This is a genomic window from Bacillus sp. HY001 (assembly GCF_007558965.1).
In the GTDB taxonomy this organism is placed as follows: domain Bacteria; phylum Bacillota; class Bacilli; order Bacillales; family Bacillaceae_G; genus Bacillus_A; species Bacillus_A mobilis.
Window position 1 is genome coordinate 92,363 of record NZ_VLTE01000030.1, and the last position, 21,287, is coordinate 113,649.

The window sequence follows — 21,287 nt, forward strand, 5'->3', positions numbered from 1 at the left end:
TATATATAACTTACATTCACTTTCTCATGGTATAATTTCATTTCTCTAGACATTCAAATATCATAATACGAAAGATGTACTATACGGAGGCCCAAAATAATAATGCCAAAGAAAAAAATCATAACTTTACTAACCACCTTAACATTAGCTTGCGGATGCACAGTAGCACTAGATTCACCCAACCAAACTAGTACTACTCCCCTAAAAACGGAGACTTTCACAGGATATGTTATTTCAATTGACACTGTATACATACTCGTTGCAGATACCCCTACAAAAAGGGAAGCCCTTTCCTACTCAGAGATGGAAGCAATGAAATTTATTCCAAATAAACTATTAAAACTTCCAATAGAAAAAAATAAGAATTATCAATTAGGGGATAAACTCGCTATATCTTTCGGAGTAACGACTAAATCTACACCACCAATTGCACCTGATGCGACCATTGAAAAAATACGTGATTAATTAACCAGTAACCGTAGGAGTTCTTACTCCCATCAGCTGCCCTTTTCTTTTTAAATTAACATTTTTTATAAAACATTTCCTCAGCAAATTACATATAATAAACCGAATAGTCGTTACAATACATTCACTTAAAGAGCGCCTCTCTCCCAAGGCGCTTTTTAAGTTTGCAATAAGGGTTTTATCGCAGTGTTCTAGCCGTTCTGGATTGTCATAAATATTTTATCAAAACCATCACCCGAAAGCTTTTCTTTTAGCAAGGTGTACCTTCGGCTAAATTAAAAAGAGAACTCCTTTAGTCGAGTCCTCTTTCATCCTAACACTCACTTAAAGAATCTAATATTTCATGACCATACACAGATGGCTTGATTATATCAAAACCGATACATAACACACAAAAAACCACCTAAAGGCTCCCCTTCAGGTGGTTTTCTATTTTATGCTAATGCAGCTGCCTGCTCTTGTTGATCTACAGGAATGACAGCGTCTGTTAATGCTTTTTCTAGTTCTGCTGTGTATTTCATTTGCTCTTCTTTGCTCCAGCCAAGTTTCGCAGCCATGTAGTTGATTACTGCTTCTTTCCACTCGTATACCCAGTGGATGTTGAAGAATACAGCGCCTCTGCGGCGTACGAAGAAGTCAACTGGTTTTGCTGTCATTTCGTAATCCATTGCGTATACAAGTGGGATTAGAACGTCTAGCGGCATGTTGTATTCTTTCGCTTCGTCTTTATGTTTTTTCGCTAAGTCGAATAGTACGTCTACGTTAGAGCCGTAGAATTTCGCGAATTCTTCTGCTTGTGCTTTCGTTAAACCAGATTTCGTACCTTCGTCTGCTTTTTTCGCAACGAATGCTGGGAATCCGTGTGAACCACTTACATGTCCACCAGAGATTGGCATATGTTTCGTGTCGCTCTTCGGATATGCACTATGACCTTCTTTTTGTAATAAATTCGTTACGTAGTCTACTACCATTTCAGCCATTTTGCGGTATCCAGTTAATTTACCACCTGCGATTGTAATTAAACCAGATTCAGAAGTCCAAATTTCATCTTTACGAGAAATTTCAGATGCATTCTTACCTTCTTCATAAATTAACGGACGTACACCAGCCCAGCTTGACTCAATGTCTTTCTCCGTAATTTTTACGCTCGGGAACATGTAGTTAATCGCATTAATGATGTATGTGCGATCTTCTGTTGTCATGTGTGGTACAGCTGCGTCTTTATCATAGAACGTATCTGTTGTACCTACGTATGTTTTTCCGCCGCGAGGAATCGCGAACACCATACGTTTATCTGGTGTATCGAAGTAAATCGCTTGACCTAATGGGAAACGTTTTTGGTCAATTACTAAATGCACACCTTTTGATAACTGAAGTACTTTTCCTTTTTTCGAGTTATCTTTTTCACGCAGTGTATCTACCCAAGGACCAGCTGCGTTTACAATTTTCTTACCGTACACTTCATATACTTCTCCATCTAGTAAATCGATTACACGTACACCACATACTTTTCCATCTTTATATAAGAAACTGTCTACTTTTGCGTAGTTAACAGCTTTCGCACCGTGTTCAATTGCTTCTTTCATTACTTCAATTGTAAGACGCGCATCGTCTGTACGATATTCTACGTAGTAACCGCCGCCTTTTAATCCTTCTTGTTTTACAAGAGGCTCTTTGTTTAATGTTTCTTCACGGTTAAACATTTTTCTGCGCTCGCTTCGTTTTACGCCTGCTAAGAAGTCGTATACACGAAGACCAATTGATGTACTGAATGATCCGAACGTACCGCCTGTATGGAACGGAAGTAACATCCACTCTGGTGTTGTTACATGGGGACCGTTCTCATATACGATCGCACGCTCTTTCCCCACCTCTGCTACCATTTTCACTTCAAGTTGTTTTAAATAACGTAGACCACCGTGTACAAGCTTCGTTGAACGACTTGATGTACCTGCTGCAAAGTCCTGCATTTCAAACACAATTGTTGATAACCCGCGTGTTGCTCCATCTAATGCAATACCAGAACCAGTAATACCTCCACCAATTACGATCACATCTAACTCTTGTTTATTTACTCCGTTTAATACGTCTTTACGTTGTTTACTTGAAAATTTCATGGTAATTCCTCCCTTTGATAACGAAAAAAGAGACCACAAACTCCGCTATAGATTTCGCCTCTATAGCGCGTTGTGGTCTCTCCAAATCTCCTACCGAATTATTAACTTGTCACCATTATAACACTGTTTATGATTATTTGAAAGCTTTTGTTGCTTCAATTGCTTTTTTCCATCCAGCATATAGCTCTTCGCTTGTTTCCGCTTCCATCGTTGGTTCAAAGCGTTTGTCCATATGCCACTGTTCTTTAATTTCATCTTGGTTTTTCCAATATCCAACCGCAAGACCAGCTAAGTACGCTGCACCTAAAGCTGTCGTTTCATTGATCACTGGACGCTCTACAGGAACATCTAAAATATCACTTTGGAACTTCATTAAGAAGTTATTTTTAACAGCTCCGCCATCTACGCGTAATGTGTTCAGTTCAATACCTGAATCTGCTTCCATTGCGCATAATACATCTTTCGTTTGGTAAGCTAAAGATTCTAGTGTTGCACGAATGAAGTGCTCTTTCGTCGTACCGCGCGTTACACCAAACATAGCGCCGCGTACTTCACTATCCCAGTACGGTGTACCAAGTCCTACGAATGCTGGTACAACGTATACACCTTCAGTTGATGCAACGCGTGATGCGTACACTTCACTCTCACTTGCATCTTTAAACATGCGCATTCCGTCACGTAACCACTGAATTGCAGAACCTGCTACGAAAATACTTCCTTCTAATGCATAGTTCACTTTACCATCTATTCCCCATGCAATTGTTGTTAATAGGCCATGCTCAGAAGCTACTGCTTTTTCACCTGTGTTCATTAACATGAAGCAACCAGTTCCGTAAGTATTTTTCGCCATACCTTCACCGAAACAAGCTTGTCCAAATAATGCTGCTTGTTGGTCACCAGCTACACCTGCAATCGGTACATTTTGACCGAAGAAGTGATAGTCAATTGTTTCTCCGTAAATTTCAGATGATGGACGTACTTCTGGAAGCATGCTCTTTGGCACTGTTAACATATCTAGAAGCTCATCATCCCACTGTAAGTCGTGAATGTTAAACATTAATGTACGTGATGCATTTGAGTAATCCGTTACGTGCGCTTTTCCGCCAGATAATTTCCATACAAGCCACGTATCAATTGTTCCAAATAATAGATCGCCGTTTTCTGCTTTTTCTCTTGCACCTTCAACGTTATCTAAAATCCATTTTACTTTCGTACCAGAGAAGTATGCGTCAATTAAAAGACCTGTTTTTTCGCGAACCATTTCGCTATAACCTTTTTCTTTTAACTCATCACAAATTTCAACTGTTTGACGAGATTGCCATACGATTGCGTTGTAAATTGGTTTTCCAGTCGTTTTATCCCAAACAACCGCTGTTTCACGTTGGTTCGTAATACCGATACCAGCGATTTGTTCTGGTTTTACATCTGCTTCGCTTAAGCAAGTTGCGATAACTGCTAAAATAGAACCCCAAATTTCTTGTGCGTTATGCTCTACCCAGCCTGGCTTTGGAAAATGTTGTGTAAACTCTTTTTGAGCTGAATGAACAATTTCACCTTTTTTATTGAAAAGAATTGCGCGTGAGCTAGTTGTTCCTTGGTCTAAAGAAAGAATATATTTTTTCATATCGGTTTCCCCCTATGCTACTTTTCTACTATTTGTATTGCTTTCACTTTTTTTACTTGTCATATAAGAGATTGCTAGTACAATCACAGTTGCAATAATCACATAAATAAGTGCCGCATTTTGTTTCCCTTCAAATACAACTTGATGGAATAATCCTGCAAGTGATCCACCTAAAATTGGGCCAACTACTGGAATCCATGCATACTTCCAGTTTGAACCGCCTTTTCCTGCAATCGGAAGGAAGAAGTGTGCGATACGCGGACCTAAATCACGAGCCGGGTTAATCGCGTATCCTGTTGTTCCACCTAATGATAAACCAATACTTACGATTAAGAAACCTACGATAAATGGATTTAAACCATCTGCAAATTTATTTGCTCCAATTGCTAATATACCAAATACTAAAACGAATGTTCCAATCATTTCACTTAAAAGGTTTGTAAATGTGTTCGGAATTGCTGGACCTGTTGCAAATACACCTAATTTTGTTCCTGGATCTTCTGTTTCTTTCCAGTGTGGTAAGTAATGTAAATATACAAGAACTGCCCCGATAATTGCCCCAATCATTTGTGCTGCGATATAACCTGGTACGTCACTCCATGGGAACGCTCCCTTAAAAGCAAGCCCAATCGTTAAAGCCGGATTCAAATGTGCCCCACTAATTGATCCAACTGCATACGCTGCAACCGCTACTGCTAAGCCCCAGCCCATTGTAATGACAATCCAACCAGAATCTTTCGCAAACGATTTCTTTAAACTTACACCAGCGCAAACGCCGCCACCAAGTAAGATTAACAACGCAGTCCCTACTAACTCTCCTAAAAATGCTGACATAGTATCCCTCCACAATCAATTTAAACGCTTCCAAATGTGATAGAGGTAAAATGAATGGCCATTCGTTTTTGTAAAAAGAAAAAGACCCACAGCTTTGCACGCTTCTATATAAATTTATATAGAAACAATGAAATGTGGATCTCTTCTTTTCTCCGTCACGTTTATTAACTTGTCTATAATGTTAACCTCTCATGAAAGCGGTGTCAACAGAATTTTTTCACATTTTCGTCACTTTTTTTGGTAATGTTTCCATAGTTCGCGTTTTGATGTCGTAATTGCTGTCGCACCAGCATTTAACGCTCTTTCAACATCTTCCACAGTACGAATGAAACCACCCGCTAAAATCGGGACACCAGTACGCTCTTTCACTTCAGCAATCACATCCGTTAGCGCACCCGGAAGCACCTCTATATAATCCGGCTTCGTTTTTTCTAGCAAATTACAGCTCTTTTCCATCGCGCTAGAATCAATTAAAAAGATGCGTTGAATGGAAACAACACCCTTTTGCTTCGCCTTCATAATTACACTCGCCTTTGTCGAAAGTAACCCGTACGGTCTAAACTCTTGGCATAAATACTCCGTCGCATGCCCATCACTCTGCAAGCCATGAATTAAATCCACATGTAAAAATACCTTCTTACAATATTGCTTCGCAAGTGACACGACACTCTTCAATTGACCGACATGAATATCTAAAATAACAATATACTCATACGAACTATGTAACAACTTCTCCAAATCTTTAATTTGCCTCACTGCCGGCAAAATCTTCTGTTCATGAAATTCCATTCTAAATGTCCCCTTCTTTATGTCATCCTATCCTTTATAGTACACAATTTGAGTAGAAAGAACAGCTAGTGCGGGGAATTATTTCCTCTATCTATATATTTTCTTCAACTTATCAGATCCCATACCACCTATGACCATTAATATGAGAGGTAAAAAATTCATTATATATGGTGCATCTGCTACAAATGTAATGCTCGCCCCGGCAAACTTATTTAACATCCATACAACGATTTTGGTAAGAAACAAAAATACGCCTAGCATGAATAGACTATCGAAAAACACCTTCCATTTTGGATACGCTAACTTTTTACTATCTTCAATTACTTTTTGCGTCAACTCTTCATCACTCCTTAACAGTTCATCAATTGTAATACCGAACAAATCACTTAAATGAATAATAATTTCAATGCTCGGATAGTTCTTTCCCGTCTCCCATTTCGAAACAGATTGCCTACTTACATGAATTTTTTCAGCCAAATCATGTTGCGACCAATTTCGTTTTTCTCGTTCTTCTTTTAAACGTTCACTAAAAATCATACTGTGTTTATCACCTCTCTATGCCTAGTATGATCAAATAACTGTTGAAGAGTAAAGCGAGTTGTCGTTGCGTAGGTGGTGCAACTTGTGCGTTACATCTAAAAATGAAGCTATGTAGTATGTCGATTTCATATATTTTTCTTCTATAATAATTTCCCGAACAATAATACAATGAACAGATGATTAGATTAAGCATAAAAATACGCCATTCTTTCTTATCATTCTCCAGAAAGAATAACGTAAAGTTTCATTTTACTCATCATTTTTCGGACTGTATGAAAATCCCGGATATTTCACAACAGGCCATTTCTCCTTGCGCAGAGAATCCATTACTTGCGGCCCAACATGTATATTACTTTCCACTATTTCTTTAGGAGTCAATGCCATCCACTGATTTAATGATACCTCTTCAAAAAGATTGCTTCTGAACATCTCTAAAAACCACAATGTTTCATCTCCTATATTTTGAATATAATGCCCTTCGCAAACGGAACATACCCGACATCGCCAGCTCTATAATCAAATGTACGAGAATAAAAACTTCAAGTTAGGAACTACCTCCGCATCAATTACAAGCTAAACGAGCATATTCGGATTTTGAATATCCGACATAACATTACGTGTTCCGGGATCGATCGTATCTGCCCCATCGCTATGAATTGATTGCGGTATACTTCCTCCCCCTTCAGTAACATTGCATTTTTCATCGTCCCCTTTTTTATCCCATTAGTAAGAAAAAAACTCCTTCATAGTGTATAAATCAGGTTTTGGATGGTTACTGCGACTGAATACAACAGGTGTCACTCTAACAAACTACTATCACAGTTTAAAAAGAGGATGACCTGTAAAAGCTTTAAGGAAAATACAAAAACGCCCTCTGTTTCAAAAAATAAACAGAGGGCGCCTCTTCATTATATAAATCTATAAATTCAAATTATACAATAAATACAACAAAAATATATTCATTTAACAGATGCGATTGACTAAATCTGAATACTATGATACTTTTAAAAATGAATAAAGAGAATTCCCCTCGGTTTTTTTACATATTTTGTGAGAAACTGCCGTTTTATAACGGTTTTTTAATTATCTACAAATATACAGGGATTTCCTTTTTCATACATAAATGAAAGGAGTAATCAGAATGCAACAAATTTTGTTTAAATTAACAGGAGTAGCTTTTACTTTCACAGTTGCGATTTACATCGCTTTGTGTCCTATTTTAAACCAAGGAAATCCGCTTACTATTTTAGTAGTTTGGGAGCAAGCGAAATACCAGATTCTCGGTCTAGTTGTTACCATAGTAATCTTATTACTTATTCTTCTAAATCGCAAAAGAAAATAAGTAGTTTTCAAACCTCTTTCTTTCTGCAAAAAGAAAGGGGTTTTTTATACTTTGTAAACATTTTTTGCAATATATAAATATCTATTCTAACACTAAATAAATATTACATTAATTAATATTACTATTTACCAAATTATAAAAAATTGGTAAATATATATCTATTCGAATTATTTATTTCATCAAAAAGAAATAATTCCTTTTTAGATTCACTGCAAGTATTGTTTGCACTATCTAAATGTAACTTCAAAAATTAATTATTTTTTACGTTTGTTGACCAAATAATAATAAACTGGTATAGCTAACACTCATAATATTATCAAAAACATTGACTATAATCAATAAAAAATCATCAAAAAATTTATTATTTATCTCATTTAAATCTTATTTTATTATCAAAAACCTATTATTTATCTTATTTAAATCTTATTTTATTATCAAAAACCTATTATTTATCATCAAAGATTTATTTAATTCCCCTATTTAACTCTCTATCCACTCTAAATTTAATCACCAAAACCATTGACTATAGTCAACAATAACTCATCAAAAACCTATCTAAATCATCGTTTTAAAAACCTCTAAATTTTTTATATCAACACATACAACATTCATTATATTTTAGAACCAACCGTATCTAAAGATTCAATTGTTCGTTGTTTTAGCGATTATATCTTATCCAGTTCCTATCTAATTCTAAATCAAACTAAAACCGAATCCTTATCACTATCCTGCTTCCCCTTCTTATCATTCTCCAGAAAGAAAATCATTTTTTTCATCTCTCAACTTATACTATCCTGGATAGCACCAGGGAAATTAACGAAGAAATACAATTAGAACGTACAAAAAACCCTGTAAAATTTATTACAGAGTTTTTTTACCGACTATTTATTGTTTCGCATAACGAATACGAACGTTATCGTCCATATGATAAATTTGTAATGTGTTTCCATCATAGTTTTGTAATTTATACATCATACTATCATTTGTTAACTTTACTTCTTGACCGTCTTTAACTGCTTTTGTTACTTTTAAAGATAACTGGAATGACGGAACATCTACCGCATATGTTCCTGTTAAGTAGTTATCTTTATTCGGATAAGAACCATTCGCATAGGACTCAAATGTTTTATCACCTTTTAGTACTAACGTAGTTTTTATGCCACTACCGTAATCAATACCCCAATTCCCAATAATCTCAGTACCATCTTTGATGTTTTTCTCCATGTTTCCATAATTAATTCCTAACTCTTCACTTGTACCAACTGTACCTACAAATACTCCCGTTTTAGCTTGGCTTTTATCTGTTTGAGCCTGACTACCAGTATTTGGGTTTGTCGATGTAGAATCACTTGTTGTACTAGTAGATTTTTCTTTGGCTGTATCACCTTTTATTTCGGATCTTAACTTATCGAATGTAGGTTTCCAAATACGTTTTGCTTCCTCTAGCTTTGTATTTGCTTTATTTAAGATTTCCTTATCAGTCTCTAAGCTGAAGCCTTTATCGTTGAATAACTTCTCTATTTCACTGAATGTTTCTCTTAGTTTACTTGTCGCTCTTTCAATCTCTTTTTGATCTTCTTTATGTTTTGGCGGTGCGTAAATCTTCTCTATCTTATCAAATACTTTATAGATGTCTTTAATACTATCTAATACCTCAGCTTTTGATTTACTTCCATTTCTCAAATCTTTTACAGAAGCATCATAGTAATCAAATCGTCTTAACATATCCTGTTCAATGTCTAATAAATACTGTGCATAATCTTCATCTAAAACTCGAACCTTTTGAACATCTTTACTTTCTTCTTTCGAATTAGTTGATTTTTCTTTCGTTTCAGCAGCCTTAGATTTACTTGTTTCTTCTGTCTTTTCTTCTTTATTTGCCAAATCTTTTACTGTAACACAGCCACTTAATAATATGGCAACTGGAACTGCAGCAGCTATTAGTTTCTTTACTTTCATACCTCATACCCCTTTAAGTCATTTATTCTTAGTTAGTTTTACTACCGATACTCTTCGCTGCCTCTTCAAACAGTTTTGAACCTTCTTGTGCTTTACTTAATGATTGATGCATTTTACTCTCGTCTTCTTGGTCTAATGCATCAAAGAGAAGTTGGAAACAATCCGCATACAGTTCCATCGATTGCTTTATCTTCGCCTGTTCTCCCTGTAATTCAGGAGGTGCTTGTAGATTCTTCAGTTTCTTCGTTGTTGCCTTTGCTCCACCTAAACTCAGTTGTACTTCACTTTTCTTTTGTTTGTATGACTTTACATCTGAACCTGCTATTCCTTCAATCAATTTCATTGTATCTTCAATTTGAGTAGCACTGTTTATGATATCTGCCTTGTACCTTTCAACATCTGAGCCAGTTACCTTACCAGTTGAAGAACTAGAAGCAGTTGAATTATTTGAAGAAGAACTTTGTTGACTACTTGATGAGCTACTATTTGTACCTTCACCTTTCGCTACAGATACGCTATCCTCTTTCTTGCTATCAGTTGACTTACTCTCTTTTTCAGCAGTCTTACTCTCTTTCTCTACCTTTTGCGTTTCTTCTTTCTTTGGTTCAGCTTTCTTACCATCCGTTTCAATTGTAATACAACCACTCAATAACATAACTGGTAACGCTAAACTTACTAATTTCTTTGCTTTCATGATTACTAATACCCCTTTATTTGTAAAATGTAGTGCAAACAAGTTAATATACTTAACTAATAAATTCTCCCAAATAATTTATCAGCATCTACTATCCATAGATTTCCTGTATATTCATAATCTTTCCATATATCATTTTACAGAGAATTACATATTTGGTCAAAGGGATTTATGTAGTCTTTGAAGGGAAATTTATTAAACGAAGAGAAATTTTAATCACAAAAAAAGAAGCTAACAATACATTGTTAACTTCTCAGCTGAAAGTAAAATAGTATCTTTCCTTATCTTCTAATATCTAGGTTGGGATTGAATATTTGTAAGATGAACATCAAACATATCAATGATTTCAAGAAATCTATCAGCTTCACGGAAAACATGGTCTGCTAATAACGGGTGGATGATACTCTTAATTTTACATTGCTCAATTAAATCACGTGCTGTTTTCTTAAAATCCCGAAGAGATGTAACCGACACACGATTTTGATCTAAAAATTGATCTAAAAGAGGGACTGTTTGGGATTGTGGCTTCATAGATTCTAAGTCAATTGCTTGATACATCAATTCATCAAAATCATTGCTAAAATTCCGTGCTGTATCTACAAGCTTTCTTTCCGATGGATCAAGAAGATGACCAATAAATTTAGCATGGTCTGCCATAATCCTTAAAAAGAAAACATTTTCTTTAATAATAGCATCAGGAAGGGCATCTAATTTACCTTCATTTAATTGTATTAAGCGTTTTCTAAAATAGTCAGCTTCCCTACTTGTATGATCAACTAACAGCGGAAAATTATTTTGTCCTGGCAATTTACATGTGAGAATTAACCCTAAAATTTTTCGTTTAAATCCCCAAATATTAGTTGCGGCTTGTTGTACTTCTGCATTAAATCTTTTTATTTGCTCAGGATCTGTTTCATTTGTATAGGAATGCGCTATTTGTTCAATATGTTCAAACAATCGATAAAATTGATTCGCCTCTTCGATTAGTTGCGTATCCTCGCATCTAAACCCTAAGCGAAGAAAAAAAGAATGCTCCTTCATGATTCTAGACCAAAAACGAATTTCATTTAATGAACGCTCAACAAACATTACAGACGTAACACCTGTATCAGGATGTAATGATGTTTCATCCCTATGCATTGTTAATCCCCCCTGTAGATACTGCGCTAGTTCCATTCTTATGAGGAAATATATATATAAATACCATCAATAAAGGTTCATGATGAATTTCGTATACATGCTCCCCAAAAAGAAAAAAGGCTACCACCTAGATGTAAAGTTCTACTAGGTGGTAGCCTTTCAAAATTTTTATTAAAGCAATACCGAATCTTTATCACTATCCTGATTCCGTTTCTCTCGCTCTTCTTCTAAACGCTTCATATATACTTCGCCTTCTTTTTCGATAAACTCATTATCCATCTCTTGCTCTTTTCTTGAAGTATATAAAACCATGTAGCCACTTAATACGATCCCGACGATTACAAGATACACCCACCATGGTAAAGTTTCCACTGTACTTCATTCCTTTCCTTAGACAAGCCTTATTAGTTTCACTGTATGAGGAAAGAAGTGGATTTATGCTTAAATTTTATTGTGGATTCTTCGCAAAGAATGCTTGTACATATTCCATAAACTCTATTGGTTCCTGGCGAAACGGTGCGTGGTATCCTTTTTCAATGATATGGAACGTACTATCCGTAAATAGCTGATGATACAGTTCACCATTTTTCCAAGAAACGCTCTTATCGTGTCGTCCCCATAAAATTAAAGTCGGCACCTTAATTTTATCTGCTTCCATCGCGATGCGGCGCTCTCTCATTTTCGTCAGCTGATCATAATGTTCTTTATCGTCGCGACTATTTTTCACTGCGTTTTTATTATACTCCGTAATCTCTGTTACAGTTTGTAAGTCCGTTGATAGCGGCGGCACTTCATAACTTTCTTTTTGCTGGAAAGACTCTATCCCTGTAGAATCGGCTAAAATGAGATGCGTTACTGCATCCGGATATAAATAAGCTAAATTTAGAGACATCTCTCCGCCCATCGAATGGCCAAGTACTGCGAATTGATCGTATCCAAGTTTCTTCATTAGTTTATAATATAAATTCACTTGCGCAGGAAACGAATACTGAAAATCAACTGGCTTAGAAGAACGCCCAAACCCTAAAATATCAACTGCGATAATCGTATGGTCCTTTACAAGTTCCGGATAAATATCACTAAATCCATCTGATGAACCACCAAATCCGTGAAGCATAAGCAACGGCGGCTTCCCCTCACCAATTTGCTTAAAATAAATCGTCTGTCCATCAATCTGCGCCATACTCTCTTTCGTATGCAGCTTCATCATAACAGTATTTTTCACTTCTCCAACCTTTGCAATCGGCTTATCAACGAAGTTACATACGATTAACAAAACGAGCACAATACCGCTAATGAAATAAAATTTAAACCGTTTCAAGTTCCCGTCTCCTTTCTCTTGTTGCTATTTAAAGTTTTTACATTATTTGGTTGTTTTATGATTAATTTTAATTGTAACTATAACAGTTACAATTATATTAAAAAAATATTACTCACTTCTATTAGTGATGGTTATTTTGTAACTATTATAGTTACATATTTAAAGTAAGTCAATTCTTTTCTTACAGAGTGCCAGGAAACCCTTTAGGGGTTCCCGGCACTCTGTAATCTATTTGATTTTAGTGAAAGAAAACAATATAAAATAATAGAATTTAGAAAAATAGCCCTCCACTAACCCCTTTTTGGTTGGGCTATCACTTTCCTTTCTAGGTTTTAATTCTTTTTCCATGTGTTCGACCGTATATGATTTCATTTACGTTATGAAATTCTTTAATATCGATCAAGAATAATCCTAGCATACGTTCCAGTTCAACTAGATATTCACTATCGTCACTAATGACAATTGTTAATTTAAATTTATTTAATTCAATTCCCACTGGAACTATGCTTTAGATACTTCCGTTTGTCATTTAGCATTCTCCTTATTCTTTTATTTCTAAATTACATTTTACATTCATATATTTGTACATTACCACTTTTTCATCTAAATATATAATAAGGTTACTCGTTACTTTATATACTACTTTTTAACAACAAAAAGACGGCACCAATTGCCAGCACCGTCTGATTACTTTTTCGTTATATTTATTATAAAGTCAAATATATCCATATATAATTGAGAACCTTTGTCCCAAAACACCTATATTACAGACTGATAGAAAAATACCAAAAGCAAAAACATTATATTTTCAATCATACGAAGATATTGAGAGTATGATTGAAATACGTTGGTGTTTCAGAAACATTAGAGATGTTGTATTCGTTTGATATAGGGTTTCATGATGCTGATGAATTTGCTATGAATAGATGGGACTTTAGGGTACTACTATCTCATTGTACAAAAGGGAATTTGTGTTTAAATAATAGCATACTCTTAAAGTTTTTATTTTGAAAAATACAGAAAAGACACCAAAAGGTGCCTTCCTCCGGCTTGAACCATCTTAATCTGAATCAATATTAACATTTAACAAAGCCCATTTTGAAAAAATGTCTAATAATCACGACGTTCCGCATCTCGCAATCCTGCTTCATATCCATCTTGTTCCCCTTGATATCTTCCAGCATCATAGGCTTGATCATATTCTGTATATTTTCTAGGTGGTGGCGGTGGAAGAAAAACGTGTGCCATCGGTTGGCGGCAATAAGTTGTTGCAATCGAACTGCATATCGCAAAACATGCCGTGAAGATAAAACCACCCACTAGTGTGTGCAATACGGCATCCATGGAGAATGACTGTTTTGCCCAAATGCTATAAAACAAATAAGTGGCAACGCCGCTTACGAAAAACGATATGATACCTGATGTAATGGTAAAGCGGTGACGATACCCACATATAAAATGAAACAAATAAAGTACAAATATAGCAAGGCCGCTATAAGATGTTTCGTACGAGATAATCTTCATACCTGTCAGCATGTAACTCAAAATATAAGATAAATAAAAGCTGCAAATCAAACTAACACTAGCATTAAATAGATACATAGGCAAGGTGTATACCTTTCTCGTGAAACAGGAAAAGAGTAAAAACCCGACCGCAAGTAAAACTGAAAAACGGAAAAATTCCAAATCAATAGGAAAAATCATTTTTAAAATGGAAGCATAGCTGTATCCGAGTATGAGGCATAACACAGGGTGAACGATATATTGATGCCACCTTGCAGACCCAATATGGCAAAAAGCATAGAATATAACGACACATATCGGAATCAATACACTGAAATCCGTTTTATCATACGACGTATAGCCAAGAGCAGGTATAACGTAATCTGCTAAAGAAAAGAGTACGCCAGTAAATAGAATACCCACCAATACTTTTAACCGATTGCTGTATTGCAAACTCGTAAAAATGGATGTATACATCCAGCAGTTAATGGTGAGAAATTCCTCATCCTCCGAACGTATTCTTGGATCTTTTGGTTGTGTAGGTTGTAATCTCATGATTGTCCCCTTTCTTTTCTGCTTTTATCTTGTTAACTTCCTTACTAATTTTGGACAGAAATTAGCCGATTCCATGTACATTAAAGAATCGTTTTTTATTTTGAAGGATATATCAGGACCTAATTTATTTTTATTTATCGATCATTGTGAGTGGTCCAAATTTCTATACTGATTTCATCGTCGTTTCCTGTTATACGCGAATCAAAACTAACACCATTACTCATTTTAATACCATCTGGATGTTTTTGTCTTGCGAGTACGAGATTTTCCATCTCTTTTGTCCATTTGATATTAGTAGCTTCTGTCATTGCTTGGATGGTATTCATATCTGTTACATTTCCGTAATAAGAGATGTGTACAACCTCACGTGCATCGTTTAAATGTACCTTTACTTCGGTATATCCTTTTGATTGATATTCTGTTTTTGACTTTGTGGAATACACCGTATAGCCAACTAAGTGGTCTTGTTTCTCATATTCGAAGGGAAAGATGTCTTTGCCTTCTTTTTTCATTTTCCCTTTGATTTTGTTATAGTTTTTAATATATTGATCCATCGAAACTTTTTTGAATGGAGCTTTTATTTCTTGTTTGCCATTTGATTTGTCTGTCCAGTCTTCTGATGCTCCATTTCTAGTTGCAGCTTGTTTTACTTCTTCTTTTTTTGTTTCAGTGTCACAAGCTGCTAATCCCATACATAAAACAGAACAAGAGAGTGTTAATAGTAGTTTTTTGTTCATAATAAGTATCCCCCCAATGCATAATTTTTTTCATCAATTCGGTTAGATTTAATATATATAAATAATATATTAAACATCTTCAAAATACAGGAAAAAAATGTATAATTACAGCGTTTATTATACTATAGGGGGCAAGGTATGTATATATTGAAAAATCGACAAAATCACCTATTATACTTTTTATAAAAAAGACACCCTAAGGTATCTTCCTCTAAATTGATAGAACAATTACAAGCGGATGTCTTTTTCAACTGTACTTTTTTATCATCTTCACCTGCTATAGCTCCAATTACACAACAAATAAGGAAAGAGGAAATATAGCCTATATGATAATAAAGAAAAGGGACCTCGTTATGAGGCCCCTTTTCTTTATTATTTAATTTAAAAATGGTCAGCGTGTGAGTCTTGTTTGCTAATACCGCCGCCATCTCCTCTATTATCTGCTGGTGCTCCGCCATCTCCTTTATTGAAGTTAGCTGGTGCTCCACCAGTATCCCCCTTATTAAAGCTAACGTAGTCTGGTCTTGCTGGCGCTCCACCGTCACCACGATTTAAAGCCTGGCTCTGATCGCCTAAACTACTTAAACCAAATGCTAAAACAGTCGTTGTTATTAATCCTGTTACTATCACACCTAATTTTTTCATTATTTCAAAGCTCCTTTTTCTAAGTATTTTTTACTCGCTTTATTACTCATATAAAAATATTCACTAGCTTTAGAATCATTTGATTCCTCATAAAATCGTATTGCTAACTTTTCAGTATATTCTTCTACACAGTCCCATAATGATTCCTTTTCAAAATACGAGATTCCTTCTAGAACCACTCTTTCTAATTCTGCTGTATTGGATTTTTTATTCAATTCATTTAAAATCATAAAACGATATTGAAACTCTTGATTTTTCAATTCATTACAAACTTTTAATCCTAATTCGATAAACTCATTCGCTAATTCTACTCTGTTTAGTTTGTAATTCTCTTCAGCTAAAGTAAATACCCCTTTATAATGCTTAGGTGATTTTTCAACAACTTCAGAAATATGACGAATTGATAATTCTGAAAGATTTTGACTTCCATATAACCACCCTAAATTACTTTTCACCATTAGAATGTATCGTTCTACTTGTTGATGTTGGAAAATATTTAATGCAGAATCGAAACTTTCTTCTGCTAGCGAAAATTGTTTTAAGTCTACACTACATAGCCCGTATATATTTTTACAAAGCGCTACACTTAGTTCATGCCCACTATGCCTCTCAAACTCTTCTCTTGCCTTATTCACATTATCAATTCCTAAAATTGGTTGATATGATTGGTAGTAATAATAGCCAAGTCGATAATAAAACTCCGCACGCTCTACTGGATTTGTAATATTCCCTAACAGTAATTCTGCTTTCTCAAACTCTTCACTTGCAGCTTTATAATTCGTTACTAATGTTTCTTTAATCGCTTTAAAGAAATGATAATAATATGTTAAAACATTATCATCAACAATATATAAAGAATCACTTCTATCAAAGCTACTATTTGTAACACTTAGACTATCTACTAATACTTGATAACGAAATTCTAATAAAGCATAGAAAAAGGATATATTCTTTTCCTCTTTGAAATCATTTATTTTGGATTCAATCTCTTCTTTCAAAAATTTTGATTGCTTAAAATCTTGCTGCAACATTACACGATACCAATCATCTAAAGAATGTTTCATTTGCTCCCGTGTTTCTACATCTGCTCCCATACACCTGCATCTCCCTTTCTCAAACTTACAAAATTAGGATATTTATACAATTATCAAAATTGTATATTATCACCTCTTTTCTATGTATTGAAAAATAATTGTCAGAAAATTTGTAATTTAAATGAATTATACCAAATATTTCTATTTCAAAAACTTGAGAAACATTTTTCAGAAAATTTTATAAGCGAAATAAAAAAGCAAGCAATCAAAAAGTACGTCAATTATTTTATTCCACATAATAAAAAGAGCACTGAACAAACATCAGCACTCTTCCTCATCATCCTCGTTATTTATACAAAGTTGTTCCGCTATTTCTTGTACTCGTTCCATTGTTATTCCTTCTCTAAACTCCACTGCTAGAGGATGGTCTGTCGGTTCCAGTTCAATATAAGGACGAATACCGTCCGCTCTCGGATGAACCATCGTTTTTAAACTTACTGTTTCCAGCTCATATGGTAAATCCGTCGAAAGCCACCCAAACATTGGCTCTAACAGTTCTTGTTTATCCCAGCATTCATTTACCTTATCAAAATTTGCTTCACTTAATGAAACCCATACACCCCATATGAAATGTTCATCTGTACCAATGATAGGAATTTCAATACTCCCGCGCATAAAGAAGTGTTCTCCATCCATCACGCATAAATCATCATTCATTTCAAATCTATCTTCTCGCTCTTCAGGTTCAGCATCATAATAATAAAAAGGAGCTGCTGATCCATAGCTCGTTGGAATTTCTTCATGATATGTACCGCAGCACCCACAAGTATACCCATTAATTTTCGTCATTCTATTCCTCCATCAGTTTTACATTCATTTTAGCAAAATACTTATTAAGCGAAAACAAAAAAAAGCAAGCAGTTCCAGCGATCAGCTAAAACTACTTGCTCTCCTACTTATTCTCTCTATTGTTACTCTTTAATAAATTCCTTCGTGCTTCTTACTGTATCAATTGGACGAACTAATTTTTCGATTTCTTCACGTTTTGGTTCTAGGAATGGAGGTAATGATAATTTTTCGCCAAGTGTTTCGTATGGCTCATCTCCCATAAATCCTGGGCCATCTGTTGCAAATTCAAATAAAATTTGCGGTGCTACCCTTGCGTATAATGACTCGAAGAAGTGACGATCTACATATCCAGATGACGGAAGGCCAACGCTACCGATTCTCTCAATCCATTCTTCTAATACAGCACGATTTTCTACGCGGAATGCAGCATGGTGCACTGTACCAAATCCTTGTTGTGCTTCAGGAAGAACCGTATTATGTTCTACAATAACAGAAGCACCGTTTCCGCCTTCGTTTACTTCAAATAAATAGAATTCTCCTTCTTGCGCAATCTCTTTAAATAATAAAACTTTCTCTAACACTTCTTTAAAGAAACTAAAGTTTGCGATGCGGATAAATACAGGTCCTAAGCCAGTAATTGCATATTCTAATGGAACTGGACCGTTTTGCCACGGTGTGCCTGACTCTATCCCGTTATCTAATTCATCTGAGATTAATTGATAGTGTTGATCATCAAAGTCAACGAACGAAAGAGTTTTCTTACCAAATTGCTCTTTAATTCCTGTATGCTCCACTTCAAGACGGTCAAAACGTTTCACCCAATACGCTAATGCTTCATCAGTTGGAACGCGGAATGAAGTTTTTGAAATTTCATTTGTACCATGTACTCCTTTTGGAACACCTGGGAAGTCAAAGAACGTCATATCTGTTCCTGCACTACCTTTATCATCTGCAAAGAATAAATGGTACGTTTGAATATCATCTTGGTTTACTGTTTTTTTAACTAAACGCATTCCTAAAACGTGAGTGAAAAACTCATAGTTCTTTTCTGCACTACTTGTAATTGCTGTAACGTGGTGAATTCCTTTTAATTGGTTCATTTTATATTCCTCCAGTGGGTTTTTAAATTTATATTTTCTCTTCTATTATTTTTCTTCAATAGGTGCTAATTTCGCTTCAATTTCTGCTCGCTTTTCTTCTAAGAACGGCGGTAAATCAAGTTTTTCTCCTAAATGCTCTACATCCCCATCAACTGTAAATCCTGGTCCATCTGTCGCAATTTCAAATAGGATTCCGTTTGATTCGCGGAAGTATAAGCTTTTAAAGTAGAAACGGTCGATAATGCCTGAAGAATGGAAACCTTTTTGTATTACCTGTTCTTCCCAGTAAGCAAGCTCTGCATCGTTTTTTACACGAATTGCTAAATGGTGAATGCTACCACGGCCCGGCTTTTCAGTAGGACCATCTAAATATTTCACAACGATTTCTCCGAAGGCTTCTCCTTTAATAGATTGGAAAATCGCTTCTTCATCATTTCGGCTAACCTCTGTATAACCAAATATGTCTGTAAGTGTACTCGCCAGTTTATCAAGTCTACGCACCGTCATTTCCACAGAACCCATTCCTTGAATTTGATGCTGTGCAGGAACTTCTGATTTCTCCCACGTTTCCCAGTGCTCCACTTTTTCTCCGTTTGAAACGAGTAGCACGAGGCGAAGACCTTCCGCATCCTCAAATTGCAAAGCAGGACGATTTGCATATGTTGTTATTTCACTATGTTTTACATCAAATTTCTCAAATCGTTCTTTCCAGTAATATAAGCTTTCCTCTGAAGGAACGAGTAATCCGATTCGAGTAATTGCATTCGTACCACGGTACGTTTTTCCTACTAAAGGCATTTCAAAAAATGATAGTTCCGTGCCTGGACTTCCTGTTTTATCTCCATAAAATAAGTGATACATTGACGGATCATCTTGGTTTACCGTCATTTTCACACGGCGTAAACCAAGCACGTTTTTATAAAAATGGTTATTCTCACTTCCGTTTTTTGTAACCATTGAAATGTGATGATGCCCTTTAATTTCATACATTGATAATTCCTCCGTTTCATTTTACTAGTCAAGTGATACCTAAAAAATAATATGCTTCTTAGCTTTTCAATTTATTCTCATTATGTTTTTGTAAATTCATCTTAGTTTTTACTGAATAAGTTACTTCGTTTTTTTAATCGAAAGCAACTGAGTATATGTTTTTCATATGACTCAATCGCTTTCGTTACTATCACTTTACAACTCAAGTGATTAAAAAGCAAGTGATTTATCTCAAATTCGAGATATTTTTTTATTGCATAGCATTTTGAACTGGAGAATGATAAAGTGAAGGCTAATAATCAGTGGGGTTTTACTATCCATTAACGCGGGATAAAGTATTCATACGAAGAGTAGACAACTTCTCCCCTTTAAAAAGGTTTATTACATGTTGAAAAGGAATGTTATCTATAAAAGAAAGGAGTTAATTTATGAATAAAAATATATCATTACTGACCTTATCATTATTCCTATATCTATCCGCTTGTTCGACTGAGACAAACACTGGTAGTACATCTACTACTGAACAACCAAAAGTAAAAACGGCCTCAATACAACAAGAGGAAAATCGTAAACCAATTTTCTTTCAAGGAAAGGAAATAAAGAACATTGAGCTTATATCCACTAAGGTAAAAAATAAAAAAGTAGTTATAAATCTACAGTTTGATCAAATTATTAAATCCATGGAACATACAGGAATAGATAAGGATCGAGAAAGAGTTATTCCTCTTTTGCTAGATGATGAGGCCAAAGCAAATATTGATTATCAAATGAATGTAAATTACCAAGATGGTTCCAATGAAACATATTTAATTTGGCTAGAGGATAAAAAAGTTATAATTGCTCGTCAAGATAATGAAGAACAAAAAAATCTAGAACATTACATAATAAGGGATACAGATGCTCAACAAATATTACGTTTATTTAAGAACAATGTAGAATAACTTCCAATAACGAGAATTATGGTGCGACAAGAAGTCGCATTCCCACAGGGTAGCTTCTGCTACTAGATTAGATGCAAAGTCTATCTCCATCCGAAACTGCGGACTTGG

20 protein-coding genes and 1 pseudogene are annotated in these 21,287 nt (G+C 35.2%); 3 read left to right on the top strand and 18 right to left on the bottom strand.

The features are described 5' to 3' along the window. The first annotated feature begins 102 nt into the window (after positions 1–102). Positions 103–465, top strand: a complete 363-nt coding sequence (locus tag FOT98_RS15375; RefSeq protein ID WP_063262031.1) for a DUF3221 domain-containing protein — start codon at positions 103–105, stop codon at positions 463–465. Positions 466–899: 434 nt separating this feature from the next. Here the strand turns inward: FOT98_RS15375 and glpD are convergent, their stop codons facing one another. The 6 genes and pseudogenes from glpD to FOT98_RS15405 form a co-directional block, all read right to left on the bottom strand. Next, complete coding sequence (glpD, locus tag FOT98_RS15380) at positions 900–2,582, bottom strand: aerobic glycerol-3-phosphate dehydrogenase (RefSeq protein WP_063262032.1); 1,683 nt, start codon at positions 2,580–2,582, stop codon at positions 900–902. Positions 2,583–2,715: 133 nt separating this feature from the next. Continuing rightward, the gene (gene glpK / locus FOT98_RS15385; protein WP_063262033.1) at positions 2,716–4,206 is read right to left on the bottom strand and encodes a glycerol kinase GlpK; all 1,491 of its coding nucleotides are present in this window, start codon (positions 4,204–4,206) and stop codon (positions 2,716–2,718) included. A gap of 12 nt (positions 4,207–4,218) precedes the next feature. Beyond that, positions 4,219–5,040: a glycerol uptake facilitator protein GlpF gene (gene glpF, locus FOT98_RS15390; protein ID WP_060629826.1), complete on the bottom strand. Its 822-nt coding sequence runs from the start codon at positions 5,038–5,040 to the stop codon at positions 4,219–4,221. 228 nt (positions 5,041–5,268) lie between these two features. Further along, a complete protein-coding gene (glpP, locus tag FOT98_RS15395; RefSeq protein WP_061678705.1) occupies positions 5,269–5,829 on the bottom strand; it encodes a glycerol uptake operon antiterminator GlpP in 561 nt (186 codons plus the stop codon). An 87-nt stretch (positions 5,830–5,916) separates the two neighbouring features. Further along, on the bottom strand, positions 5,917–6,366 hold the full coding sequence (locus FOT98_RS15400; protein WP_063262034.1) for a helix-turn-helix domain-containing protein: 450 nt from the start codon (positions 6,364–6,366) through the stop codon (positions 5,917–5,919). 252 nt (positions 6,367–6,618) lie between these two features. Then, positions 6,619–6,899: pseudogene (locus tag FOT98_RS15405) on the bottom strand (cupin domain-containing protein); the annotation flags it as partial. Between the two features lie 611 nt (positions 6,900–7,510). On the opposite strand from FOT98_RS15405, the gene FOT98_RS15410 reads away from it, so the two are divergent. Beyond that, positions 7,511–7,711 (top strand): hypothetical protein, encoded by a 201-nt coding sequence (locus tag FOT98_RS15410; protein WP_063262036.1) that lies wholly within the window; start codon positions 7,511–7,513, stop codon positions 7,709–7,711. Positions 7,712–8,596: 885 nt separating this feature from the next. On the opposite strand, the gene FOT98_RS15415 is transcribed toward FOT98_RS15410, so the two are convergent. The 12 genes from FOT98_RS15415 to FOT98_RS15475 all read right to left on the bottom strand — a co-directional run bounded on the left by FOT98_RS15415 (position 8,597) and on the right by FOT98_RS15475 (position 20,238). Next, positions 8,597–9,670: a DUF3994 domain-containing protein gene (locus FOT98_RS15415; RefSeq protein ID WP_063262037.1), complete on the bottom strand. Its 1,074-nt coding sequence runs from the start codon at positions 9,668–9,670 to the stop codon at positions 8,597–8,599. Positions 9,671–9,698: 28 nt separating this feature from the next. After that, entirely contained in the window at positions 9,699–10,364 is a 666-nt protein-coding gene (locus FOT98_RS15420) for a DUF7018 domain-containing (lipo)protein (protein WP_063262038.1), read from the bottom strand. 288 nt (positions 10,365–10,652) lie between these two features. After that, positions 10,653–11,504 carry a DUF2935 domain-containing protein gene (locus FOT98_RS15425; RefSeq protein ID WP_002087190.1) on the bottom strand — a complete coding sequence of 284 codons (852 nt, stop codon included), beginning with the start codon at positions 11,502–11,504 and terminating at the stop codon, positions 10,653–10,655. 171 nt (positions 11,505–11,675) lie between these two features. Further along, positions 11,676–11,876 carry a sporulation YhaL family protein gene (locus FOT98_RS15430; protein WP_063262039.1) on the bottom strand — a complete coding sequence of 67 codons (201 nt, stop codon included), beginning with the start codon at positions 11,874–11,876 and terminating at the stop codon, positions 11,676–11,678. A 76-nt stretch (positions 11,877–11,952) separates the two neighbouring features. Further along, positions 11,953–12,825, bottom strand: coding sequence for an alpha/beta fold hydrolase (locus tag FOT98_RS15435; RefSeq protein ID WP_063262040.1), 873 nt, complete (start codon positions 12,823–12,825; stop codon positions 11,953–11,955). A gap of 1,110 nt (positions 12,826–13,935) precedes the next feature. Then, on the bottom strand, positions 13,936–14,883 hold the full coding sequence (locus tag FOT98_RS15445) for a hypothetical protein (protein WP_063262041.1): 948 nt from the start codon (positions 14,881–14,883) through the stop codon (positions 13,936–13,938). Between the two features lie 134 nt (positions 14,884–15,017). Then, positions 15,018–15,620, bottom strand: a complete 603-nt coding sequence (locus tag FOT98_RS15450; RefSeq protein ID WP_063262042.1) for a hypothetical protein — start codon at positions 15,618–15,620, stop codon at positions 15,018–15,020. A 381-nt stretch (positions 15,621–16,001) separates the two neighbouring features. Continuing rightward, positions 16,002–16,265: a Phr family secreted Rap phosphatase inhibitor gene (locus FOT98_RS15455; RefSeq protein ID WP_063262043.1), complete on the bottom strand. Its 264-nt coding sequence runs from the start codon at positions 16,263–16,265 to the stop codon at positions 16,002–16,004. Further along, positions 16,265–17,359, bottom strand: a complete 1,095-nt coding sequence (locus FOT98_RS15460; protein ID WP_063262044.1) for a response regulator aspartate phosphatase — start codon at positions 17,357–17,359, stop codon at positions 16,265–16,267. The genes FOT98_RS15455 and FOT98_RS15460 overlap by 1 nt, the downstream gene beginning before the upstream one ends. A 261-nt stretch (positions 17,360–17,620) precedes the next feature. Further along, a complete protein-coding gene (locus FOT98_RS15465; protein ID WP_063262045.1) occupies positions 17,621–18,148 on the bottom strand; it encodes a DUF2199 domain-containing protein in 528 nt (175 codons plus the stop codon). A gap of 122 nt (positions 18,149–18,270) precedes the next feature. After that, positions 18,271–19,248 (bottom strand): ring-cleaving dioxygenase, encoded by a 978-nt coding sequence (locus FOT98_RS15470; protein WP_063262046.1) that lies wholly within the window; start codon positions 19,246–19,248, stop codon positions 18,271–18,273. Between the two features lie 45 nt (positions 19,249–19,293). Further along, positions 19,294–20,238: a ring-cleaving dioxygenase gene (locus tag FOT98_RS15475; protein WP_063262047.1), complete on the bottom strand. Its 945-nt coding sequence runs from the start codon at positions 20,236–20,238 to the stop codon at positions 19,294–19,296. A gap of 428 nt (positions 20,239–20,666) precedes the next feature. Here FOT98_RS15475 and FOT98_RS15480 point away from each other — a divergent pair, with 428 nt between their 5' ends. Then, positions 20,667–21,179: a hypothetical protein gene (locus FOT98_RS15480; RefSeq protein WP_063262048.1), complete on the top strand. Its 513-nt coding sequence runs from the start codon at positions 20,667–20,669 to the stop codon at positions 21,177–21,179. Positions 21,180–21,287 lie beyond the last annotated feature (108 nt).